This is a genomic window from uncultured Algimonas sp. (assembly GCF_947498175.1).
Classification (GTDB): Bacteria; Pseudomonadota; Alphaproteobacteria; order Caulobacterales; family Maricaulaceae; genus Litorimonas.
Genome location: NZ_CANMJB010000003.1, coordinates 142,825 through 161,084, shown reverse-complemented (window position 1 = coordinate 161,084; position 18,260 = coordinate 142,825). Strand labels below are relative to the sequence as shown.

Below are 18,260 nucleotides of genomic sequence, written 5' to 3'. Positions count from 1 at the left end.
CAAATGACGCTTGCGCGACTCATTTGCCGACGCAGAACTGGCTGAAAATGCGGTCGAAGACTTCCTCGATGTCGCTGCGCCCGGCCAGCTCGTCGATGGCGCGCAGGGCGCGGCGGATGTCCTCGGCGGCCAGTTCCGGACCCGCGCCCAGATGAGTGCGGGCGGAACGGGTGGCGGCCAGGGCGCGGCGGGCGCAGTCGGCATGGCGCGCGCGGGTCAGTCCGGCCGGTTCGCGACCCGAGAAGCGCTCGCGCACCAGCGAATCGATGCGGGACAGGAGCCGGTCCACGCCATGCCCTTCCAACGCATTGATTTCATTGATGTCTTCAGGGTTTCCGTCGACATTACCGATGACGAGATCGCCGTCCTGGACCGGCGCGTCCGGCGCGGGGCCGCGTTGCAGCACGATGCGCAGATGAGCCTGGCGCGCACGGTCGCGGGCGCGCCGCACGCCTTCGGCCTCGATGGCGTCGTCGGTCTCTCGCAGGCCGGCCGTGTCGGACAGGGTGACGGGCATTCCGGCGATCACCATCTGCGCTTCGACGATGTCGCGCGTGGTCCCGGCCTGCGGCGAGGTGATGGCCACGTCGCGCCCGACCAGCTGGTTTAGCAGCGTCGACTTGCCCGCATTGGGCGGCCCGATGATGGCGATGTCGATGCCGGTCCGCACGGCGCGGCCTTGCGCGGCGCGGCTCAGCGCGGCCTCGATATCGTCCGCCACCCGGTCCAACGGCGCACGCGCGGCATGGGACAGGGCGTCGGGCACGTCGGCCTCGTCGGCGAAATCGATCTCGCCCTCGATCTGCGCCAGCGCGTCGAGCAGCCCTTCGCGCCAGCGCCCGTAAGTGTCACGCAGATGGCCGTCCATCTGGCGCAGCGCCTGTTCGCGCTGGCCTTGCGTCTGGGCGTCGATCAGGTCGAGCAGCCCTTCGGCCTCGGTCAGGTCCATGCGGCCGTTCTCCACGGCGCGGCGGGTGAATTCCCCGGCGCGGGCCTGGCGCAGGCCGAGCGACAGCAGCGCCTCCGACAGCGCCTCGATCACGGCGTGGGAGCCGTGGCACTGCAGCTCCACGACGTCTTCGCCGGTGAAACTGTTGGGCGCGGGGAAGAACAGGACCAGCGCTTCGTCGATCACGGTCCCGGCGCGCCCGAGCCGTCGCAGCACGGCGCGGCGGGGCGGCAGGTCGCGCTCTTCGGCCAGGTCGCGCTCTTCGGCCAGGTCGCGCTCTGCGGCCAGGGCGCGGGCGGCGGCATGTGCCTCCGGCCCGGACAGGCGGATCACGGCGACGCCCGCCCGGCCCGGCGCGGTGGACAGAGCGAAGATCGTGTCGCCAAACTGTGTTTTGACACTCATGCGGGCGGGCTTATAGCGCGGCCCCATGTTCGCCAAGCCATCCGCTCTCTCCCTGTCCCTCGCCGCGATGCTGTTCGCGGGATGCACCAGCGCCGTCCCGGCGCCGCCCGCGCCCTTTTCCGACCTGGACGCGCTGCCGCCGCTTCGCACGACCCTGGCCTGCCTGCCGGACGAGGCCGCGCTGGTGGCGGCGCACCGCGCCACGTCGGACGGCTATGAGGAGGCGGAGAACTCGCTGAGCTCGCTGGAGCGGCTGATCGGTCACGGCATCATGATGGTAGAGGTCGACATCGCCTCCATCGCCGACGGCACGCCGATCCTGTTCCATGACGGGGTGTGGGAGGAGCATGCCTCCGGCACCGGCCCGGTCGTTGCCACCGCGCCGGCGGATTTCGCCCGGCTGCGCCTGAAGGACGCGCAGGGCCGCGTCGGCGGCGAAGCCGTGCCGACCCTGGCCGACCTGCTGCAGGCCGCCCAAGGCCGCATCTATCTGGAGCTGGACCTGAAGACCTCGGCGGACGTGGACCGGGTCGTTGCCCTGGTGCGCGAGCGCGGCATGGTCGATCAGGTCCTGCTGATCGCGAGCACGGACGAGGAGGCGGAGCGCTTCCACCGCGACTATGGCGACGAGTTCCTGCTGTCGCTGCCGCGATCCTTCCGGCCCGGTCCGGGCGCGCCCCGGCAGGCTCTGTGGATCGGCGAAAGCTGGGAGAACGGGGCGGAACGCCGCCTGCCGCCGCGCCACTACGTCATCGGCGCGCAATGGCAGAAGAACGCGGACGCCCTGCCCCGCGCCGCCCGGGCGCTCGACATCCTCGTGACGCGCCAGGCCCAGCGCTACCCTGCCGTGGCCGGATTGAAGAAAGGCGCCGCCTTCCGGGCATGTCTGCGCGAAGGGTAGAGTTTAAAGCCGGTTCTTCAGGCATATACCCATTCCTCATCCCGGACTTGATCCGGGATCCAGCACAGGACCGACAGGCGGGCCGGACCGGCTGGGAGATGGATCCCGGATCAGGTCCGGGATGAGGGGGAGAGAAGGCTAGGTAATCCCCGTCTCCGACGCCATGTGCACCACGCGTTGCGGGAACGGGATCTCGATCCCGGCTTCGTCCAGCGCGCGCTTGATCGCGATGCGCAGGTCGCTGGCGCGGGCCAGCCACGTGTCGCCCGGCAGCCAGCAGCGGCAGGACAGGGTGATGGCGCTGTCGCCGAACCCCATGACGTAGACTTCCGGCGGGGTCGGGGCAGAGGTGCCGTCGTCGGCGACGGGCAGGACGCCGTCGTGGTTCGCCATCGTTTCCAGCAACAGGGTCCGCGCCGCCTCCAGGTCCGTGGCGTAGCCCACGCCGATCTCGATGACCGCCTTGCGGTGGGCGTGACGGCCGAAATTCTGCACCCGGTTGCCCCAGATCACGCTGTTGGGCAGGTAGATGGCGATGTTCTCGATATTGCGGATGGTGGTGGTAAACAGGCCGATCTCCTCGACCGTGCCGACCGTGTCGCGACCGATATCGACGAAATCGCCGACCTGGAGCGGCCGCAGGATCAGCAGCATCACGCCCGCGGCGATGTTGGACAGCGTGTCGCGCAGCGCCAGGCCGATGGCGATCGCCGCGCCGCCGAAGACGGCCAGCAGGCTCGTCGGCGGCACGCCCAGCTTCACCAGCACGGCGTAGAGCGTCATGGCCAGCACGAGATAGAAGACGACCGAGGCCAGCACGGGGCGCAGCGTCGCGTCCAGATGCGACCCGCCGAAATGGGACGTCCGCAAGCGCCTGGACAACCAGCGGCCGAAAAACACGCCGGCGGCGAAGATCAGAACGGCGGAGACGACATTGCCGCCCAGCACCAGCAGGAAGGGGAACTCCGCCTGCGCGCGGGCCCAATAGTCGGCGATCATGTCCATGGGGGCGGTCCTTGAAAAGCGGGGATCAGGCGAAAGGCGGGGATCAGGCGGCGCGGCGGCGCGCGGCGAACCGGGCGAGGCCGAACAGCAGGCGTTGGGTCAGCGCTTCGGCCGGGGCGCCCGTGCTCTTGAGCTGGCGTTCGACCGTCTGGCATTGCGACAGGGCCGAGCGCAGGGCGCGGCCGTTCCAGCGGTTCAGCGTGGCCACGAAGGCGTCCTCGGCCATGCGGAAGACGGGCGGGCGCAGGGACCGCGTCGCCGCCTGGGCGCTGTCGCCCCGGTCCATGCGCGCGCTCGCCTCGCACAGGCGCAAGATGTGGCGTTGCAGGGCGAAATGGATAGCGACGGGGCTGGTCTTGGCCTCGACGGCGCGGCGGTAGCGCGCGTCCAGGCTATCGAGGCGCCCGGACAGGGCGTCCTGGATGATCGGGTCGATGGCCGAGCCCTGCGCCCCGGCGGCGAGCGCCCGGACGTCCGCCGGCGTCACGCGGGCGCCCTCCTCGGTGCCGTAGCCCTTGTAGAGCGCCATCTTCTCGACCTCGCCCTCGGCCAGGGCGTGGTCGCCTTCCAGCAGCGGGATCCACAGGTCGAGCGCGTCCGGGGTGACGCCGATGCCCAGATCGTCCAGCCGGTCCTTGATCTGCTGGCGGCGGTCGCGCGCCCCCATCGGGTAGCAGCCGATCGCGGCGACATGCTTGGCGGCTTCGGCCGCCTTGCGCACGGCCGACCGGGTGGACAGATCGCCCGCCTCGATGACCAGCCTGGCTTCGACCCTGGAAGGATCCGCATCCAGCGCCTTGAGGATCTTGGCGATCGCCGCGCCGGAACGTTCATGGTCGAGCCGCAGGCGCACCAGCCGCGTCCCGCCCAGCAGGCTCATCGCGCTCATCTCGTCCTGCAGGCGGGCCGGGTCGGTGGCCAGATCGTCGGCCGTCAGCACGGTCGCGCCGAAGGCCGGGTCGATGTCGGGCGCCAGCGTCTGGATCAGGGCGGCCGCGCGCGCCTTGACCAGGCCCCGATCCGGCCCGAACAGCAGCGCGCCCAGCAGGTCGTGCGGCGGTTGCGACAGGAACCGGGTCTGGCGGGCGCCGGTGACCTTCATGAATGCGGGGCTTTCATGCGTGCGGCACCTTCACCGGATCGTCGCCCTCGGACCTTTGCGGCTCCGGCGGCGTCCGCCCGCAGCCGTCACGGCTTGGCCGGGTCGGGCGTTCCGGTCGGCCCGGGCGTTTCCGGCCGCGGCGTCGCGCCAGGTCCGGTCAACCCCGTCTCGGCCTCGGCTTCGGCTTGGGCTTCGGCTTGGGCTTGGGCTTCGGCTTCGGCTTCGGCTTCGGCTACGGCTTGGGCTTGGGCTTCGGCTTCGGCTACGGCTTGGTCCTTGTCGAAGTCGGCCAAGGCCATGGTGAGTTCCTGGATCAATTCGTTGGCCACGTTGCTCGCGGCGCGTTCGAGCGCGGCATCAGCCGTCGCCTGCAGGCGGCTGGGGTCGATATTGGCGGAAAAGGACGACGTGCTGCTCGTGCTGCCGGAGGCGATGCGCTGCCCGTCCCTGCGGCGGGTCAGCGTCCACTGGGCCGTGACGATGCCGTCGAAGCGCGACGCGGCGTCCAGGGTCGTCAGGCCGACGCCGGCGCGTTGCTGCGTCGGCTCGATATGGACGGTGTAGGTCGGGTCCGCCGGGGCGTCGATCCGGTCGGCCAAGCTCTGGCGGATGACGAAGCCGGCCAGGCGGTCGGCTTCGTCCCGTCCGGGGCCGACGCTGACGCCCAGATCGCTGAACACGGTCCCGGCGGACGGCATGGCGTGCATCGGCTGGAAACCCGCGCAGCCGGACAGGGCGGCGGACAGGAGGAGGCTCAGGGAAAGAAGTATCTGTTTCATTGCGCCACTATATTGACGATGCGGCCGGGCACCACAATGACCTTTCGGACGCTCAGCCCGTCCAGCGTCCGGGCGACGTTGGGCTCCGCCAGGGCGGCGGCTTCGGCGTCCGCCTTGGACACGTCCCTGGGCACGGAAATCTCGCCCCGGCGCTTGCCGTTGACCTGCACCGGCAGGATCACCGCGTCCTCGACCAGCAGGGCCGGATCGGCCTGCGGCCAGGGCGCGGCCGCACACATCCCCTCGCCGCCCAGCCGCTCCCAGCATTCCTCGGCCAGATGGGGCATGAACGGAGCGATGGAGCGGACCAGGATGCCGAGCGCTTCCAGGCGGGCGGCATCTTGGCCCTTATATTTCGACAGCGCGTTGGCGAGCTCGTAGATCTGCGCGACCGAGGTGTTGAAGCGGAACGCCTCGATGCCTTGCGTGATTTTCTCCAGCGCCTTGTGAGCCTGACGGCGCAGGGCGAGACCGTCGCCTTCGGCCTCCGGATCCGCGGCCTCCGGACCCGCAGCCATCGGGCCATGGTCCGGCACATCGGTGGTCTCGACGATGCGCCAGACTTTCTTCTGGAAATTCCACGCCCCGCGCACCCCGTCCTCGGACCATTCCACGTCGCGTTCGGGCGGAGAGTCGGACAGGACGAACCAGCGTGCCACGTCCGCGCCGTAGGTTTCGATGATGTCGTTGGGATCGACCGTGTTCTTCTTGGACTTGGACATCTTGATGACGTCGCCGCGCGTGACGGACTTCCCCGTCGGCATGTGGATCAGCGCCCCGTCCTTGTCCGCCACGTCGGCGGGCAGCACCCAGCCCTCGTCGGTCTCGTAGGTCGCGTGCGTCACCATGCCTTGCGTGAACAGTCCCGCGAACGGCTCGCCGGACGGCAGATCCAGCAGCCCGCAATCGCGCAGGCCCCGGGTGAAGAAGCGCGAATAGAGCAGGTGCAGCACGGCGTGCTCCACCCCGCCGACATACTGGTCCACGGGCAGCCATTGGCTCGCGGCTTCACGGTCGAAGGGCGAGCCGTCCTTGCCCGCGAACTTGGCGAAATACCAGGAGCTGTCCGCGAACGTGTCGAGCGTGTCGGTCTCGCGCTCCGCCGGCCCGCCGCATGTCGGGCAGCTCGTGTGCTTGAAGGTCGGATGGCGGTCGAGCGGATTGCCGGGGGAGTCGAACTCGATGTCGTAGGGCAGCTCGACGGGCAGCTGGTCCTCCGGCACGGGCACCGCGCCGCATTTCGGGCAATGGATGACCGGGATCGGGCAGCCCCAATAACGCTGGCGGGACACGCCCCAGTCGCGCAGGCGGTACTGCGTGGTGCCGTACCCGGCATCCAACTCTTCGATTTCTGCGATGGCAGCTTTGATGGCGTCTTCCTTGGACAGGCCGTTCAGGAAGCCAGAATTATAGAGCGTGCCTTCGCCCGTATAGGCTTCGATCATCTCCTCTTCCCGCTCATCCCGACGAATGTCGGGATCCAGGCTGGAGCTTTCGCCGTCGGCTGGGCCCCGACGTTCGTCGGGGTGAGCGGAGGGTTTGATGACGGGGATGATCGGAAGGCCGTATTTCTTCGCGAACTCGAAATCCCGCTGATCGTGCGCGGGCTGCCCGAACACCGCGCCCGTGCCGTAGCCCATGAGAACGAAGTTCGCGATCCAGACAGGAAGGGTCTCGTCCTCCTTGAACGGATGCTCGACCAGGAGTTTCGTATCGAGGCCGAGCTTGGGCGCTTGCGCAATAGCTTCTTCGGATGTGCCGATCTTGGCGCAGTCTGCGCGGAATGCGGTTACATCCTCTCGCGTCTCGGCCAACGCCTTGGCCAGAGGATGGTCGGGCGATACGGCCAGAAAGCTTGCACCGAACATCGTATCGGGGCGGGTCGTGTAAACGCGAAGGCCGCACTCGCCATTGTAGCCCTGTATGGCCGCATCTTCTGGGAGGCTATCCAGGCCAAGACTGTCTAGCGTCTGGCAGTGCTCGGGATGGCGCGTGCGCCGTTCCTCAGCATCCGCCACCATCATGTTCCTGTATTCCGCTAGCGTTTCTGGGGTTAACGGCTCGCTGCTCGCAACGATGCTAGCTTCAGGGTCGCCGCACCCGACCCAGTCGAATTCAATCTCCGCGCCCTCGCTCTTCCCGATCCAATTGCGCTGCATCAGCCGCACTTTTTCCGGCCAGCGGTCGAGCGTCTCCAGCCCCTCCAGCAACTCCTCCGAATACGCCGTGATCTTGAAGAACCACTGCTCCATGTCGCGTTGCTCGACCGGCGCCCCGCTTCGCCAGCCGCGCCCGTCGATCACCTGTTCGTTGGCGAGGACCGTATTGTCGACCGGGTCCCAGTTGACCTTGGCAGTCTTGGAATAGACGAGGCCCTTCTCCCAGAACTTCAGGAAGATGCGCTGCTGCTCGGTGTAGTAGCCGACGTCGCAGGTCGCGAATTCGCGGCTCCAGTCCAGCGCGAAGCCGAGCCGTTTCATCGGTGCGCGCATCTGCTCTATGTTGGCGTAGGTCCAGTCCTTGGGGTGTCCGCCCGTCTCGATGGCCGCGTTCTCCGCCGGCATGCCGAACGCGTCCCATCCCATCGGGTGCAGCACCTCGAAGCCTTGCGCGCGTTTGTAGCGCGCCACCACGTCGCCCATCGCGTAGTTGCGCACATGGCCCATATGGATCCGCCCGCTGGGATAGGGGAACATTTCGAGGGCGTAGAATTTCGGCTTGGGCGAGGCGTCGTCGGCCTCGAACAGCCCGGCCTCGTCCCAGCGCGCCTGCCATTTCGGTTCGGTCTCAGCCGGATTATACGGCGATGTGATCGTGTCTCCCATTGGCGCGCTCTAGCCGGGTGCGTGGGAAGGGTTAAGCCCGAATGCGAGAAATTGTCACCGATGCGCCCCTGCCTTTACACAGAGCGGTCTTGCCGCCAATCTGAAGACGGCTGCGGGATCCATTGCGGAATTGGCAAAGGGCGGGATTGGCAAAGGGCGGGATTGGTTGAGGGGACGATCATGGACGACATCATCGAGACGCTGGGCGGACCGGCCTCGCTCTACATCCTCGCGGTCGCCTATTTCGGCATGGTGATCGCCGAACGCCTCTGGCACCTGTTCCGCCGCAGCCCGGATTATGACGACCGGGACGCGCTGTGCAGCATCGGGCTGAACCTGATGAACAGCGCAATCGGCATGGTCGTCGGGCTGATCCTGCCGCTGGCGCTCTATCTCTGGGTATTCGACACGGCGCGGCTGACGACGCTCGACGCGCTGTGGCTATCCGTCCCGGTCGCCTTCGTCCTGCACGAACTGGCCTATTACGTCGAACACCGGATGGGCCACCGGATTGGTCTGCTCTGGGCGTTCCACAGCATCCATCATTCGTCCAATTCCTTCAATCACACGACGGCGGCGCGCGGTTTCTACCTCGACGGCAAACTCCAGATCATGGGCGCTCTGGCGGCCGCGCTGCTGGGCGTTCCGCCGGTCGTCTATGTCGCCGTCGCCGTGGCCAAGAGCCTGTACGGCATCTGGAACCATGCCAGCTATGTCGGTCGTCTCGGCGGGCTCGACCGGATCTTCGCCACACCGATGAACCACAAGATCCACCACGCCAACCAGCCCGACTATATCGACCGCAATTACGGCCAGGTGCTGATGATCTGCGACGATCTGTTCGGCAGTCGCGCGCATTACACGATCGAGCCGGTCGTGGGCCTGGTCGAACCGGTCACGGACAACAATCCGCTCTCCGCCCAATTCGTCGGGCTGCGGCAGCTCGCCCGCAAGATGGCGTCGGCGGATCGCTGGTCCGACAGGCTGGCCTATCTGTGGCGGCCGCCGGAATGGTCGCATGACGGGCGTTGCCACGGCGTCTGCCCGAAATATGCGCGCCGCGCCGAAGCGGCCGCGAACCTCTAGCATGACGGCCCGTCCACGCAGGCGGACTGGCGCGCAGGCGGACGGGCGCGCTCATCCGGCCGATCAGAGGTCGCCGATGGCGACATGTTCGATGTCGGTCCAGCGGGTTTCGGCCTGGTCGATATGGGCGTCCCGCTTCTTCAGCCATGTCTTGCGAACGCGCTTGCTGACGTTCAGGTAGAGCCTGCCGTCCACCACCGTATAGGCTTCCGGATCGGCGTCGAACTTCTTGCCCTTGGACACGCCGTAGGCACAGAAGCCGCCGTAAGCCGGGACGAAGCGCGCCGGATCGGCGGTGAAGGCGTCCAGATTGGCCTGATCGGAAAAGCGGTAGGTCGCGCCGTCATGGTCGGCGCTGAATCGCGCCAGCCCTTCGACGGGCTCGCCCGGCGTCTGGTAGGACACGACGTCATAGCCCTGCACGGCCAGGGTCGGGGCTTGCGCGGTCGTCGTGACGCTGATTTCGTCGGCGGCGAAGGCGGGCAGGGTGATCATCGCGCCCGTCGCGCCGAGCGCCAAGGCTGTCGCCACGATCGGGGTCTTGAGGAAATTACGCATGTGGGTCTCTTTTCAGTCCTGTGATGGCCCTCGACGAGGCCGCAGGAACCGCTTATGGACCGTCCGGTTCAAATGACAGACACGATGGTCTCGCGACATGTCACGAGCCTGTGAGAATATCGATATCGAGCGAAGATCCATTCTGGTCACCTGCGGGCCGATATGAACCGTTGCCTGTGACAATGCGTTGATCGGTTGAGCGGGAAACGAAGGTCTACCGGAAGGACAGATGATGGCAGGCGGATGGTCGAAGGACGGGGCGATACAGGAACAGATCGACGACAGCGTCAAGGACGCGGTGCGTCACGCGGCGGCCCGCCTGCCCAGGGGCGAAAGCGCCAGACTGTGTGTTGAATGCGCGGACCCCATTCCGGAAGCGCGGCGCGAAGCCCTGCCCGGCGTGAAGACCTGCGTGCCCTGCCAGACGGAACGCGACGGCACGACGACGCTCAGCCCCTATAACCGCCGCGGCTCCAAGGGCAGCCAGATGCGCTGAGCCGACTTCGGCCGGCTCATGAAAAAAGCGCCCCGCGGGGCGCCGTTTCGTGATCTGATTGAGGTGAGGCCGGACGGCCCAGCCGCCCGGTTCCTCTGAAATCGATCCCCCGGATCAGTCGCCTGCGTCATCCGCCAGCTTCTGCAGCAGATAGACATGCTGCAGCGCCAGGCGGTTGGCCGTTTCCTTGAGGTTAGCCGCGGCGCTGTGGCCGCCGTCGATGTTCTCGTAATAGAGGAAATCGTGGTCCTGGTCTTCCATGCGCTGGGCGAATTTGCGCGCGTGGGCGGGATGGACGCGGTCGTCCTTGGTCGAGGTGACCAGGAAGACTTCCGGATAGTCCACGTCGGCCCGGATGTTGTGATACGGGCTGATGCGGCGCAGGAATTCGCCTTCGACCGGATCGTCCGGATTGCCGTATTCGCCCATCCAGGAAGCCCCGGCCAGCAGGGTGTGGAAGCGCTGCATGTCGAGCAGCGGCACCGCGATGATGGCCGCGTTGAACAGGTCCGGGCGCTGCGTCGTCATCACGCCGGTCAGCAGCCCGCCATTGGAGCCGCCCTCGATGCCGAGATGATCCGGGCTGGTGATGCCCTTGTCGATCAGCGACTCCGCCACCGCGATGAAATCGTCATAGATGCGCTGGCGCTCGGTCTTCAGACCGGCCTGGTGCCAGTTGGGTCCGTATTCGCCGCCGCCGCGGATGTTGGCCAGCACATAGACGCCGCCCTGCTCCAGCCACAGCTTGCCGCGCGTCGCCGAATAGCTCGGATTGAGCGGGATCTCGAACCCGCCATAGCCGTAGAGCAGGGTCGGGTTCTCGCCGTTCATCTCCGTATCCGCCGCGCGGACCACGAAATAGGGCACGCGCGTGCCGTCCTTGGACGTGGCGAAGAACTGCTCGCTGACCATGCCGTCCGTGTCGAACCAGTCCGGCAGCGACTTGGCCGCGACCGGGGTAAGATCGTCCGCCGACGTGTCGATCGTGTAGAGCGTGTCGGGGGTCAGGAAATCCTCGGCCGACAGGAAGGCGATGCTTTCCTTCGGATTGGTCGCGCCGACATTCGCCGCGCCGTTGGCGGGCAGGTCGATCGCCTCGGACGTCCAGCTTTCGCCGTCCCAGTCGAAGGCCAGGACAGAGCCCTTCACGTCGGTCGTCTTGGCGAGCAGCACCTTGTCGGCTGTGACGCCGTAGCCGCCCAGCGAGCTGCGCTCGTCCGGCGAATAGACCAGGTGGACGTCGGCGATCTCACCGTCCTCCATGAAGTCGTCCACGGCGAAACTGACCAGATCGCCGGATTCGAAGCCGCGCCAGTCCTCGTTGAGCGACAACATCATCTGGCCCTTGAATTCGGCGCCGAGGTTGGACTTGGTCGGGACCGGCACCTGGACGGCCTCGCCCACGCTGCCGTCCTCGTTGCGGGGGAACCAGAACGTGTCCGTGTCGTAGAAGGTCGTGCTTTGCGACACGAAGATCTCGCGGCGGCCGTCGCTCAGCTCCAGAACGCCCGGCCAATAGCCGACATCGGTCTGATTGCCCCGGCCGATCTCGACCGCGTCGTCCAGGTCCTGGCCGCGCGTCCAGAGGCGCGCCGTGCTGGGATAGCCGCTATCCGTGAGCGTCCCTTCACCGAAGTCGATGGCCACGACCATCGTGTCTTCGTCGACCCAGTCCATCGTGCCTTTGGATTCCGGCGTGACGAAGCCGCCTTCGCTGGCGGGCACGAATTCGCCGGTTCCGGCGTTGAATTCGCGGCGCACGACCGCGTCCTTGCCGCCGTCGGACAGGTTGACGATGCACATGTCGTAGTCGGGGCTCAGGCAGTTATTGCCCTTGTAGACCCAATTGGCGTCCTCGTCGGCCGCCAGCTTGTCGAAGTCCAGCACCGTTTCCCATTCGGTCTCGTCGGACAGATAGCTGTCCATGGTGGTGCGGCGCCAGATGCCACGCACGCTGTCCTCGTCCTGCCAGAAATTGTGGGCGTACCCGCCGCGGTAGGAGACGTAGGGGATCTTGTCCTTGCTCTGCAGGATGTCGAGCGCGTCCTGGTAGAGCGTCTCGTAGCGCGGATCGGCCTTCAGCCGGTCGAGCGAGCGTTCGTTCCATTCGCGCACCTGGGCGAGCGCGTCCTCGCCTTCGACCTCCTCGAGCCAGAGATGGTCTTCGTCGCGCTGGCCCTCGGTTTCGTAGGCGACGGGCACGTAATCGTCAGCCGTCGCGTCCGCGTCGACCGTTCCGGCGTCCGCGCTTTCGGTCACGGGGGTTTCGCTCGCATCGGTCATGGCGGTCTCGTCAGTGTCGGAACAGGCGGCCAGCAGGGCCAGGGCGCTTGCGGCCAGAAGCAGGTGTTTGGGGGTCATTGCGGTCTCCAGTCAGAGTGTCTGGAGACGGTGTAACGCCGTCGTGGGGGAAGGCAAGTCGAACCGAGCGGGCGCCCGCTCATTCCTGCGGCGCGTCGTCGTCCAGAAGGTCGGGCCCCGTCCGGCCGGCCGCCTCGGCGATCTTGCGTTCCTCAGCCATGTGCTCGATGATGGTGAACTCCGCATTCGTGTCGAGCGCTTCCGCCAGCATGGCCTCCGGCACGGGCCGGGCTTTCGCAGGCTTGTCCGCCGGAACCGGCGGGGCGGACCCCGTATCCACCCGCACGCGGTAGAGCGGTTCGGGCAGGGAGAAGCCCTGGTCCTCCAGCACGGTCTTGACGTCGCGGATGGCCTGGCTGCGGGCGGAGAAGAAGCCGGTCTCGCGCTGGTCGATCCAGGCCATGTAGTCGATCAGGATGGAGCTGTCGCCGACCTCCACGATCCGGCCGGCCGGCGGCGGGTCGGCCAGCACGAAGGGCAGCTCCGCCATGGCCTGCGTCCCCACGGCGATGGCCGCGACGGGGTCGTCGGCGCTGTCCACGCCGACCCGGAAACCGAACCGGCGCGTGGGATTGGTCGTGTAGTTCAGGATGTCGGCCTTGAAGACCTTGGCGTTGGGAATGCGCAAGTGGTTGCCGTCCAGCGTCATCAGAATGGTCGCGCGGGTGTTCAGCCGCACGACGATCCCCTCCTGCCCGTCGATGACGACATGGTCCTCGGCCCGGAAGGGCTGGCGGATCGACAAGAGCAGCGACGCGACGTAGTTCTCCACCGTGTCGCGCACCCCGAAACCCAAGGCGATGCCGATGATCCCGGCCCCGCCCAGCACGGTTCCGACCAGTCCGGTCGCGCCGAGGATGTTCAGCGCCACGACGATGCCGATCAGCACGAAAGCGATGCGAATGGCCGTGGCGATCAGTTCGGCCAGGAACGGATTGCCCGCCATGCGTTCCAGCAATCTCTTCCGCCCGGCCAGGAAGCGGCCCAGCAGATAGATCGCGACCAGCGCCGTCAACGCTGCCGCGATCAGCGGCAGCGCGCGCACGAACTGCGTGCTCAGTTCCGCCGTGCGGTCCACCAGCGGGGTGACGTTGTCCGACACATCCAGCGTGCGCACGATCTCGTCCTGGACGGCCACGACCCCGTCCACCCGTTCGGCGATCCCGACCGCCCGCTCGGCCGCTTCGGTGTTGGGCGCTTCGCCCGACAGGGTGACGACGCTGCCGTCCACGCCGATGGCGACGCTTTGCGTATCGGTCATCTTGGACAGGATGTCCGCGATCCGGGCCTGGATCTGCCTGTCGGTCGGACCGGACTGGACCGTGATCGGCGCGACATCCGCCGGCGCGTCCTGCGCCCAGGACACGGTCGGCGGGATCAGCACGTAGAGCAGAGCCAGCACAAGGGCGGCGATGTAATGCAAGGGACGCATGATGTTCGAACGGCTGGGCGCGCCTGCGGTTTCATCTTATAGGCGGAGCCATGGACTTCCTCATCATGAACGGGGCCGGCAACCGGTTCGCCGTGTTCGACGCGCGGTCGCGCCCCGGCTTCGTCCTGTCGGACGATCAGGTCCGCGCCCTCTGCGAGCCCGGCTCCGCCGCCATGGGACCGCTCGGCGCGGACCAGCTGATCGTGCTGCGCGCCCCGGCCTCCGCCGGGGCGGACGTCTTCATGGAAATCCGCAACCAAAAGGGGTTCGAAGTCGATGCGTGCGGGAACGCCACGCGATGCGCGGCCTGGCTGGTCATGGAGGAAACGGGCCGCGACGCCGCCGTGGTGCAGACCAATGACGCGCATCTGCCCTGCACGCGCACGGGGCCGTTCTCGGTCGCCGTGGATATGGGCGAACCCAAGCTCGACTGGGCGCAGATCCCCTTGAAGGAGCCGATGCACACCCATCATATCGATGTGAAGCTCGGCCCGATCGACGCGCCCGCTCTGTCCAATCCGGGCGCGGTCAGCATGGGCAATCCGCATGTCGTCTTCTTCGTCGAGGATTTCGACACGGTGAAGCCGCATCTGGCCGGGCCGATGGTGGAATTCCACCCGCTTTTCCCGGAGCAGACCAATGTCGGGTTCGCGCGCATCGACGCGCCCGACGCGATGCGCCTGAAAGTGTGGGAACGCGGGGTCGGCATGACGCAGGCCTGCGGCACCGGCGCCTGCGCCGCCGTCGTCGCCGCCCACCGCCAGAAACGCGCCGGCCGGTCGGTCGCCGTCCAGGTGGATGGCGGCACGCTCCATATCGATTGGCGGGCGTCCGACGGCCACGTCATCATGAGCGGGCCGGTCGAACTGGAGGGGCGCGGGACGCTTTGAAGCCGCCAAACGAAAAGGCCGCCCTCGCGGACGGCCTGCACTCGGTCGAAGGGCGGGAGCGTCAGCTCTCGGCTTCGGGCAGCCGGATCGTCGGGCCGAGATTGGCGATCACTTCGCGGGCCGTAAAGGCGTTCGGCGCCTCTTCGGGCTTCGGGCCGTTGCCGAAACGCACTTCGGCCGTGGTGCGGTACTTGTTGATCTCGCGCACGTCGAAATCGTCGAAGCCTCTGCCGAAGCCCCCGTGGAAGCCGGGACGCCCGAACCGACCGAACCCGTAATAGCCGCCGAACCGCGAATAGCGGAAGCCCGGCCCCCAGCCGAAACGCGGATGGAAGAAGCTGTAATCGAAGAAGGGATCGTAGAAGTTCGGCCCCAGCGACGAGCCGCGATAGCGGGTCTTGCTCTCCGTGTCGCGCTCGACCAGCTCGAACCAGTCATAGCCGCGTTCCAGCGTGGTTTCGGCCGCGCGGTAGAGCAGGTAGTTCTCGACCGTTTCGCGCTTGGTCAGCGAATTGCCCGCAAAGGTGATCCGGGCGCGGTCGTTCTCGATCATCTGCTGCGAAAACCCGTCAAAGGCGCCCGGCTCGCTGGCGGGCTGGTACGGGGTCGCCGTCGCGCAGGCCGCCAGCAGGGCGGCACCGGCGCACAGCAAGGCGTGCCGAAGCGTCTTATGCGTTGTCCTGATTTCCATCCTGTGTCTCCTTATCTCGCTCGCGCGTATAACGCGGCGTTTCTGAACCGGCGCTGCACGAAACATAAACTTTCCTTATGTTCCAAGCCTATCCGGTCTGGCTGTCCGCAGCCAATCACAACTGCGTGGCAGGGGATCAAGCGCCGGACCGGCCCCGTCGTTCCAAGGCGATCGACACGATCGCCCAGATCATGACCGGGATTGCGACCAGCAGCGGACCCGCGCCGAGCCAGGCCGGCAGCCAGTCCGACCGGGCCGCCAGAGTGGCCAGAGGCAGCCACGGCGCCATCAGGAACACGGTCCAGAGGCCGTAAGATGGCTTGAAGCCCCGCCTCCAGGACCGCCACGCCAGGCGCATGACCACCGCGCAAGGAATGATGGCGAACGCACCGAGCCCCAGCGACAGGAGCAAGGCCGAGCTGGCGGGTGTGAAGCCCGGATCGGTTTCGAAGAAGCCCGCGAAGAACCACAGCGTCGCCGCGACCGAGGCGGCCAGGCCGATGGCGGCCAGACCGGCCGACAGGCGGTCGGCGGGCCGTCCGCGCGGGGGCGTAGGCGGGGTGAGGGGTGCGGGGCGGCGCATGGCCCGTAGGAGTATGACACGGAGGCGGCCGGACTCGCCAATCGATTTTCACGGGGCCAATCGATTTTCACGGGGCCGATCGATTTTTCGCAAGGAATGCATTGCGCCGGTCCGCCGATTGCCGCAATCTTGACGGGCAAAGGACTTGCGACAGAGAAGAGGAGGCCGACATCGCCACGCTCCGCAGGACCGCGCCGGATCCCGCCCGTCGCCGCCCGCGCAGGGGGGTCGCGAGAGGTGCGGTCGCGGGATGCGCGGCCGGGGCGCTGCTGAGCGCGCTCGGCCTCTCCTTTGCCGGGGCGGCTGGGCCGCCTTCCTCCGCCTCCCCCGGACAAGGTCCTCCCGAGCGGTCCTCCCCCGACCGAAACCCGCCCGGCAGTCTGTCGCATGACCATCTGAGCCCGCCCGTCCCGCCGTCCGCGGCCGCCACCCCGTCCCCCGCCACCCCGTCCCCCACCACTCCGCCGCAAAGGTCGCTGCACTATCTCGGTTCGGTCGAGCTTCGGCCGGAAACGGGATCCTTGGCCGCCGGTTGGACGATCCGCATCGCCGACCCGGATGCGCGCGAGATCGCTTTCGCCCTGAACGCCGCCTTCGGCGCGGCGCGGGTCGGCGGCGCGGATGTAGTGTCGGTCGCAACGGCCCCCGCGCCCGGTCTGGACGGCCTCGCCCTCATCCATGCCGTTGCCCTGCACCCGTCCCGGGACGGGGCGGACCGCATCGTCAAGATCGCCTATGCCGGGCCGCTTTTCCCGGACCGGTCGTCGGTCGCCGTCAATACGCTGGATGCGGACAAGGTCGAACTGACGGCGGACAGTTTCTGGTTCCCGTTCGATGCGAGCTTCGGCGCGCGTCTGACGGCCGACATACAAATCAGGGTCGCAGGCGACTGGCAGCCGGTGGCGGCAGGGCGTATCGACCGCACGCCGGTCGGCTACCGGCTGCGGCAGGACCGGCCCGCGCTGGACATCGCGGTCTCGCTCCTGTCGTCGAGCGTGCGGTATCCGGCGCAGGACTGGACCATTTTCGATGCACGCCGCGAACCGGGCACGAAGATCCCGGAATTGAAGGCGGCGCTGAACGGCTGTGCGGCCTATCTGAACGCTCTGGCCGGTCCGGCCGGGCCCTTGCCGCCCGCCTCCATCATCGTCACGGGGCGGGCCGAGGCCAGCTATGCGCGCGGCACGCTGATCTCGCTCAGCGACATCGAGAACGAAGGCGAGGAAGCCCTGCGCCAGTTCATCTGCCACGAGCTCGCCCATTATTGGAGCCGCGCCCACATTGGCGGGCCGGACAACTGGATCAACGAAGGCGTGGCCGACCATCTGGCCAACATGGCCGTGCGCGAGGCGTTGGGCGAGGCCGTCTATGCCGCGCGGCTGGTCCGCTACCGGGACTGGCTGAACGGCTACGACCTGCCGCCCGTCTGGACGGCCGGAGCCACCGTCCGTCCGCCTCATCTGGTGCTGTATCGCAAGGCGCCGCTTCTGCTCGCGGAGCTGGAAAACCGCGTGGGGCGAAAGGCTTTCGCGGCTTTCATGCAGGCCCTGATGGCCAACCCGCCGGTGACGACGCGCGATTTCCTGAATGAACTCGAAAGGGTCGCAGGCACGCCGACCAAGCACTGGTTCGAAGCGAAGCTGGCCGAATAGGGCCGTCCGGTCATGAGAAAAGGCGTGTCCGGACAGGTTCGCGCTTTACCGGCACCCGGTTTTACGGCTCTTTTCCAGCAAAGACGCAAGGAGGCAGTGATGAAGACGGACCCCACCCCGGAAAAGAAAAGCGAACGGTTCGAAGTCCGTCTGGGCTTTGCAGAAAAGCAGAGCTTCATGGAGGCCTGCGACAGCCAGGGCGACACGCCGTCCTCGGCGATGAGACGGTTCATTCACGGCTATACGCGACGTGCTGTCGAGCGCTTGGCGCAGCGCCTCCCGGCGGCGGGGCACCAGGGCAGCCATGTTCGCTGCGATTTTCGTCGTGGTGTTCGGACTGTTCTACGCGGCTTTCATGCGGGAGCGCACTCTCGACGATGCGGCGGTCTTCGCGGCGCGCGACATCGATGGGAACGGCGAGTTGAGCTTGGCCGAACTCGATCTGCCGCAGGTTTCCGGGGATGGTCCGAACAGCATCATGCAGGTGCTCGATCTGGATGCTTCGGGCACGATCACGCGCGACGAGTTCATCGCGCGGCCGGATG

At 67.3% G+C, this 18,260-nt stretch carries 15 protein-coding genes and 1 pseudogene; 6 read left to right on the top strand and 10 right to left on the bottom strand.

The window, feature by feature from the left end:
• Nucleotides 1-19 precede the first annotated feature (19 nt).
• Complete coding sequence (mnmE, locus tag Q0718_RS05595) at nucleotides 20-1,354, bottom strand: tRNA uridine-5-carboxymethylaminomethyl(34) synthesis GTPase MnmE (protein ID WP_298914736.1); 1,335 nt, start codon at nucleotides 1,352-1,354, stop codon at nucleotides 20-22.
• Nucleotides 1,355-1,379: 25 nt separating this feature from the next.
• On the opposite strand from mnmE, the gene Q0718_RS05590 reads away from it, so the two are divergent.
• On the top strand, nucleotides 1,380-2,255 hold the full coding sequence (locus tag Q0718_RS05590; RefSeq protein ID WP_298914733.1) for a glycerophosphodiester phosphodiesterase family protein: 876 nt from the start codon (nucleotides 1,380-1,382) through the stop codon (nucleotides 2,253-2,255).
• Nucleotides 2,256-2,393: 138 nt separating this feature from the next.
• Here the strand turns inward: Q0718_RS05590 and Q0718_RS05585 are convergent, their stop codons facing one another.
• From Q0718_RS05585 to leuS, 4 genes are all read right to left on the bottom strand, one after another.
• Complete coding sequence (locus Q0718_RS05585; protein WP_298914731.1) at nucleotides 2,394-3,260, bottom strand: mechanosensitive ion channel family protein; 867 nt, start codon at nucleotides 3,258-3,260, stop codon at nucleotides 2,394-2,396.
• A gap of 43 nt (nucleotides 3,261-3,303) precedes the next feature.
• Nucleotides 3,304-4,362: a DNA polymerase III subunit delta gene (gene holA / locus Q0718_RS05580; protein WP_298914728.1), complete on the bottom strand. Its 1,059-nt coding sequence runs from the start codon at nucleotides 4,360-4,362 to the stop codon at nucleotides 3,304-3,306.
• 86 nt (nucleotides 4,363-4,448) lie between these two features.
• The gene (locus Q0718_RS05575; RefSeq protein WP_298914725.1) at nucleotides 4,449-5,141 is read right to left on the bottom strand and encodes a hypothetical protein; all 693 of its coding nucleotides are present in this window, start codon (nucleotides 5,139-5,141) and stop codon (nucleotides 4,449-4,451) included.
• Nucleotides 5,138-7,966 carry a leucine--tRNA ligase gene (gene leuS / locus Q0718_RS05570; RefSeq protein ID WP_298914722.1) on the bottom strand — a complete coding sequence of 943 codons (2,829 nt, stop codon included), beginning with the start codon at nucleotides 7,964-7,966 and terminating at the stop codon, nucleotides 5,138-5,140. The genes Q0718_RS05575 and leuS overlap by 4 nt, the downstream gene beginning before the upstream one ends.
• 180 nt (nucleotides 7,967-8,146) lie before the next feature.
• Between leuS and Q0718_RS05565 the strand changes: the two genes are divergently transcribed.
• Entirely contained in the window at nucleotides 8,147-9,052 is a 906-nt protein-coding gene (locus tag Q0718_RS05565) for a sterol desaturase family protein (RefSeq protein ID WP_298914719.1), read from the top strand.
• A 63-nt stretch (nucleotides 9,053-9,115) separates the two neighbouring features.
• Here the strand turns inward: Q0718_RS05565 and Q0718_RS05560 are convergent, their stop codons facing one another.
• Complete coding sequence (locus Q0718_RS05560) at nucleotides 9,116-9,610, bottom strand: YHS domain-containing (seleno)protein (protein WP_298914716.1); 495 nt, start codon at nucleotides 9,608-9,610, stop codon at nucleotides 9,116-9,118.
• A gap of 232 nt (nucleotides 9,611-9,842) precedes the next feature.
• On the opposite strand from Q0718_RS05560, the gene Q0718_RS05555 reads away from it, so the two are divergent.
• The gene (locus Q0718_RS05555) at nucleotides 9,843-10,106 is read left to right on the top strand and encodes a DksA/TraR family C4-type zinc finger protein (protein WP_366523834.1); all 264 of its coding nucleotides are present in this window, start codon (nucleotides 9,843-9,845) and stop codon (nucleotides 10,104-10,106) included.
• A 114-nt stretch (nucleotides 10,107-10,220) separates the two neighbouring features.
• Here Q0718_RS05555 and Q0718_RS05550 read toward each other — a convergent pair whose 3' ends face one another.
• Together Q0718_RS05550 and Q0718_RS05545 are read right to left on the bottom strand one after the other, a co-directional pair.
• Nucleotides 10,221-12,467, bottom strand: a complete 2,247-nt coding sequence (locus tag Q0718_RS05550) for a prolyl oligopeptidase family serine peptidase (RefSeq protein WP_298914710.1) — start codon at nucleotides 12,465-12,467, stop codon at nucleotides 10,221-10,223.
• Between the two features lie 79 nt (nucleotides 12,468-12,546).
• A complete protein-coding gene (locus Q0718_RS05545; protein WP_298914707.1) occupies nucleotides 12,547-13,899 on the bottom strand; it encodes a mechanosensitive ion channel family protein in 1,353 nt (450 codons plus the stop codon).
• Nucleotides 13,900-13,949: 50 nt separating this feature from the next.
• On the opposite strand from Q0718_RS05545, the gene dapF reads away from it, so the two are divergent.
• Nucleotides 13,950-14,789: a diaminopimelate epimerase gene (dapF, locus tag Q0718_RS05540; RefSeq protein WP_298914704.1), complete on the top strand. Its 840-nt coding sequence runs from the start codon at nucleotides 13,950-13,952 to the stop codon at nucleotides 14,787-14,789.
• A gap of 61 nt (nucleotides 14,790-14,850) precedes the next feature.
• On the opposite strand, the gene Q0718_RS05535 is transcribed toward dapF, so the two are convergent.
• A complete protein-coding gene (locus Q0718_RS05535; protein WP_298914701.1) occupies nucleotides 14,851-15,480 on the bottom strand; it encodes a hypothetical protein in 630 nt (209 codons plus the stop codon).
• Between the two features lie 136 nt (nucleotides 15,481-15,616).
• Nucleotides 15,617-16,063 (bottom strand): hypothetical protein, encoded by a 447-nt coding sequence (locus tag Q0718_RS05530; protein WP_298914699.1) that lies wholly within the window; start codon nucleotides 16,061-16,063, stop codon nucleotides 15,617-15,619.
• A gap of 521 nt (nucleotides 16,064-16,584) precedes the next feature.
• Here Q0718_RS05530 and Q0718_RS05525 point away from each other — a divergent pair.
• Nucleotides 16,585-17,715, top strand: coding sequence for a hypothetical protein (locus Q0718_RS05525; RefSeq protein WP_298914696.1), 1,131 nt, complete (start codon nucleotides 16,585-16,587; stop codon nucleotides 17,713-17,715).
• 304 nt (nucleotides 17,716-18,019) lie between these two features.
• Nucleotides 18,020-18,247 (top strand): annotated as a pseudogene (locus tag Q0718_RS13670) (hypothetical protein); the annotation flags it as partial.
• Nucleotides 18,248-18,260: the final 13 nt, after the last annotated feature.

Excerpts from the sequence above, each read along its gene's own strand:
- mnmE (WP_298914736.1), bottom strand. The coding sequence starts at position 1,354 with ATGAGTGTCAAAACACAGTTTGGCGACACGATCTTCGCTCTGTCCACC.
- Q0718_RS05590 (WP_298914733.1), top strand. The coding sequence starts at position 1,380 with ATGTTCGCCAAGCCATCCGCTCTCTCCCTGTCCCTCGCCGCGATGCTG.
- Q0718_RS05585 (WP_298914731.1), bottom strand. The coding sequence starts at position 3,260 with ATGGACATGATCGCCGACTATTGGGCCCGCGCGCAGGCGGAGTTCCCC.
- holA (WP_298914728.1), bottom strand. The coding sequence starts at position 4,362 with ATGAAGGTCACCGGCGCCCGCCAGACCCGGTTCCTGTCGCAACCGCCG.
- Q0718_RS05575 (WP_298914725.1), bottom strand. The coding sequence starts at position 5,141 with ATGAAACAGATACTTCTTTCCCTGAGCCTCCTCCTGTCCGCCGCCCTG.
- leuS (WP_298914722.1), bottom strand. The coding sequence starts at position 7,966 with ATGGGAGACACGATCACATCGCCGTATAATCCGGCTGAGACCGAACCG.
- Q0718_RS05565 (WP_298914719.1), top strand. The coding sequence starts at position 8,147 with ATGGACGACATCATCGAGACGCTGGGCGGACCGGCCTCGCTCTACATC.
- Q0718_RS05560 (WP_298914716.1), bottom strand. The coding sequence starts at position 9,610 with ATGCGTAATTTCCTCAAGACCCCGATCGTGGCGACAGCCTTGGCGCTC.
- Q0718_RS05555 (WP_366523834.1), top strand. The coding sequence starts at position 9,843 with ATGGCAGGCGGATGGTCGAAGGACGGGGCGATACAGGAACAGATCGAC.
- Q0718_RS05550 (WP_298914710.1), bottom strand. The coding sequence starts at position 12,467 with ATGACCCCCAAACACCTGCTTCTGGCCGCAAGCGCCCTGGCCCTGCTG.
- Q0718_RS05545 (WP_298914707.1), bottom strand. The coding sequence starts at position 13,899 with ATGCGTCCCTTGCATTACATCGCCGCCCTTGTGCTGGCTCTGCTCTAC.
- dapF (WP_298914704.1), top strand. The coding sequence starts at position 13,950 with ATGGACTTCCTCATCATGAACGGGGCCGGCAACCGGTTCGCCGTGTTC.
- Q0718_RS05535 (WP_298914701.1), bottom strand. The coding sequence starts at position 15,480 with ATGGAAATCAGGACAACGCATAAGACGCTTCGGCACGCCTTGCTGTGC.
- Q0718_RS05530 (WP_298914699.1), bottom strand. The coding sequence starts at position 16,063 with ATGCGCCGCCCCGCACCCCTCACCCCGCCTACGCCCCCGCGCGGACGG.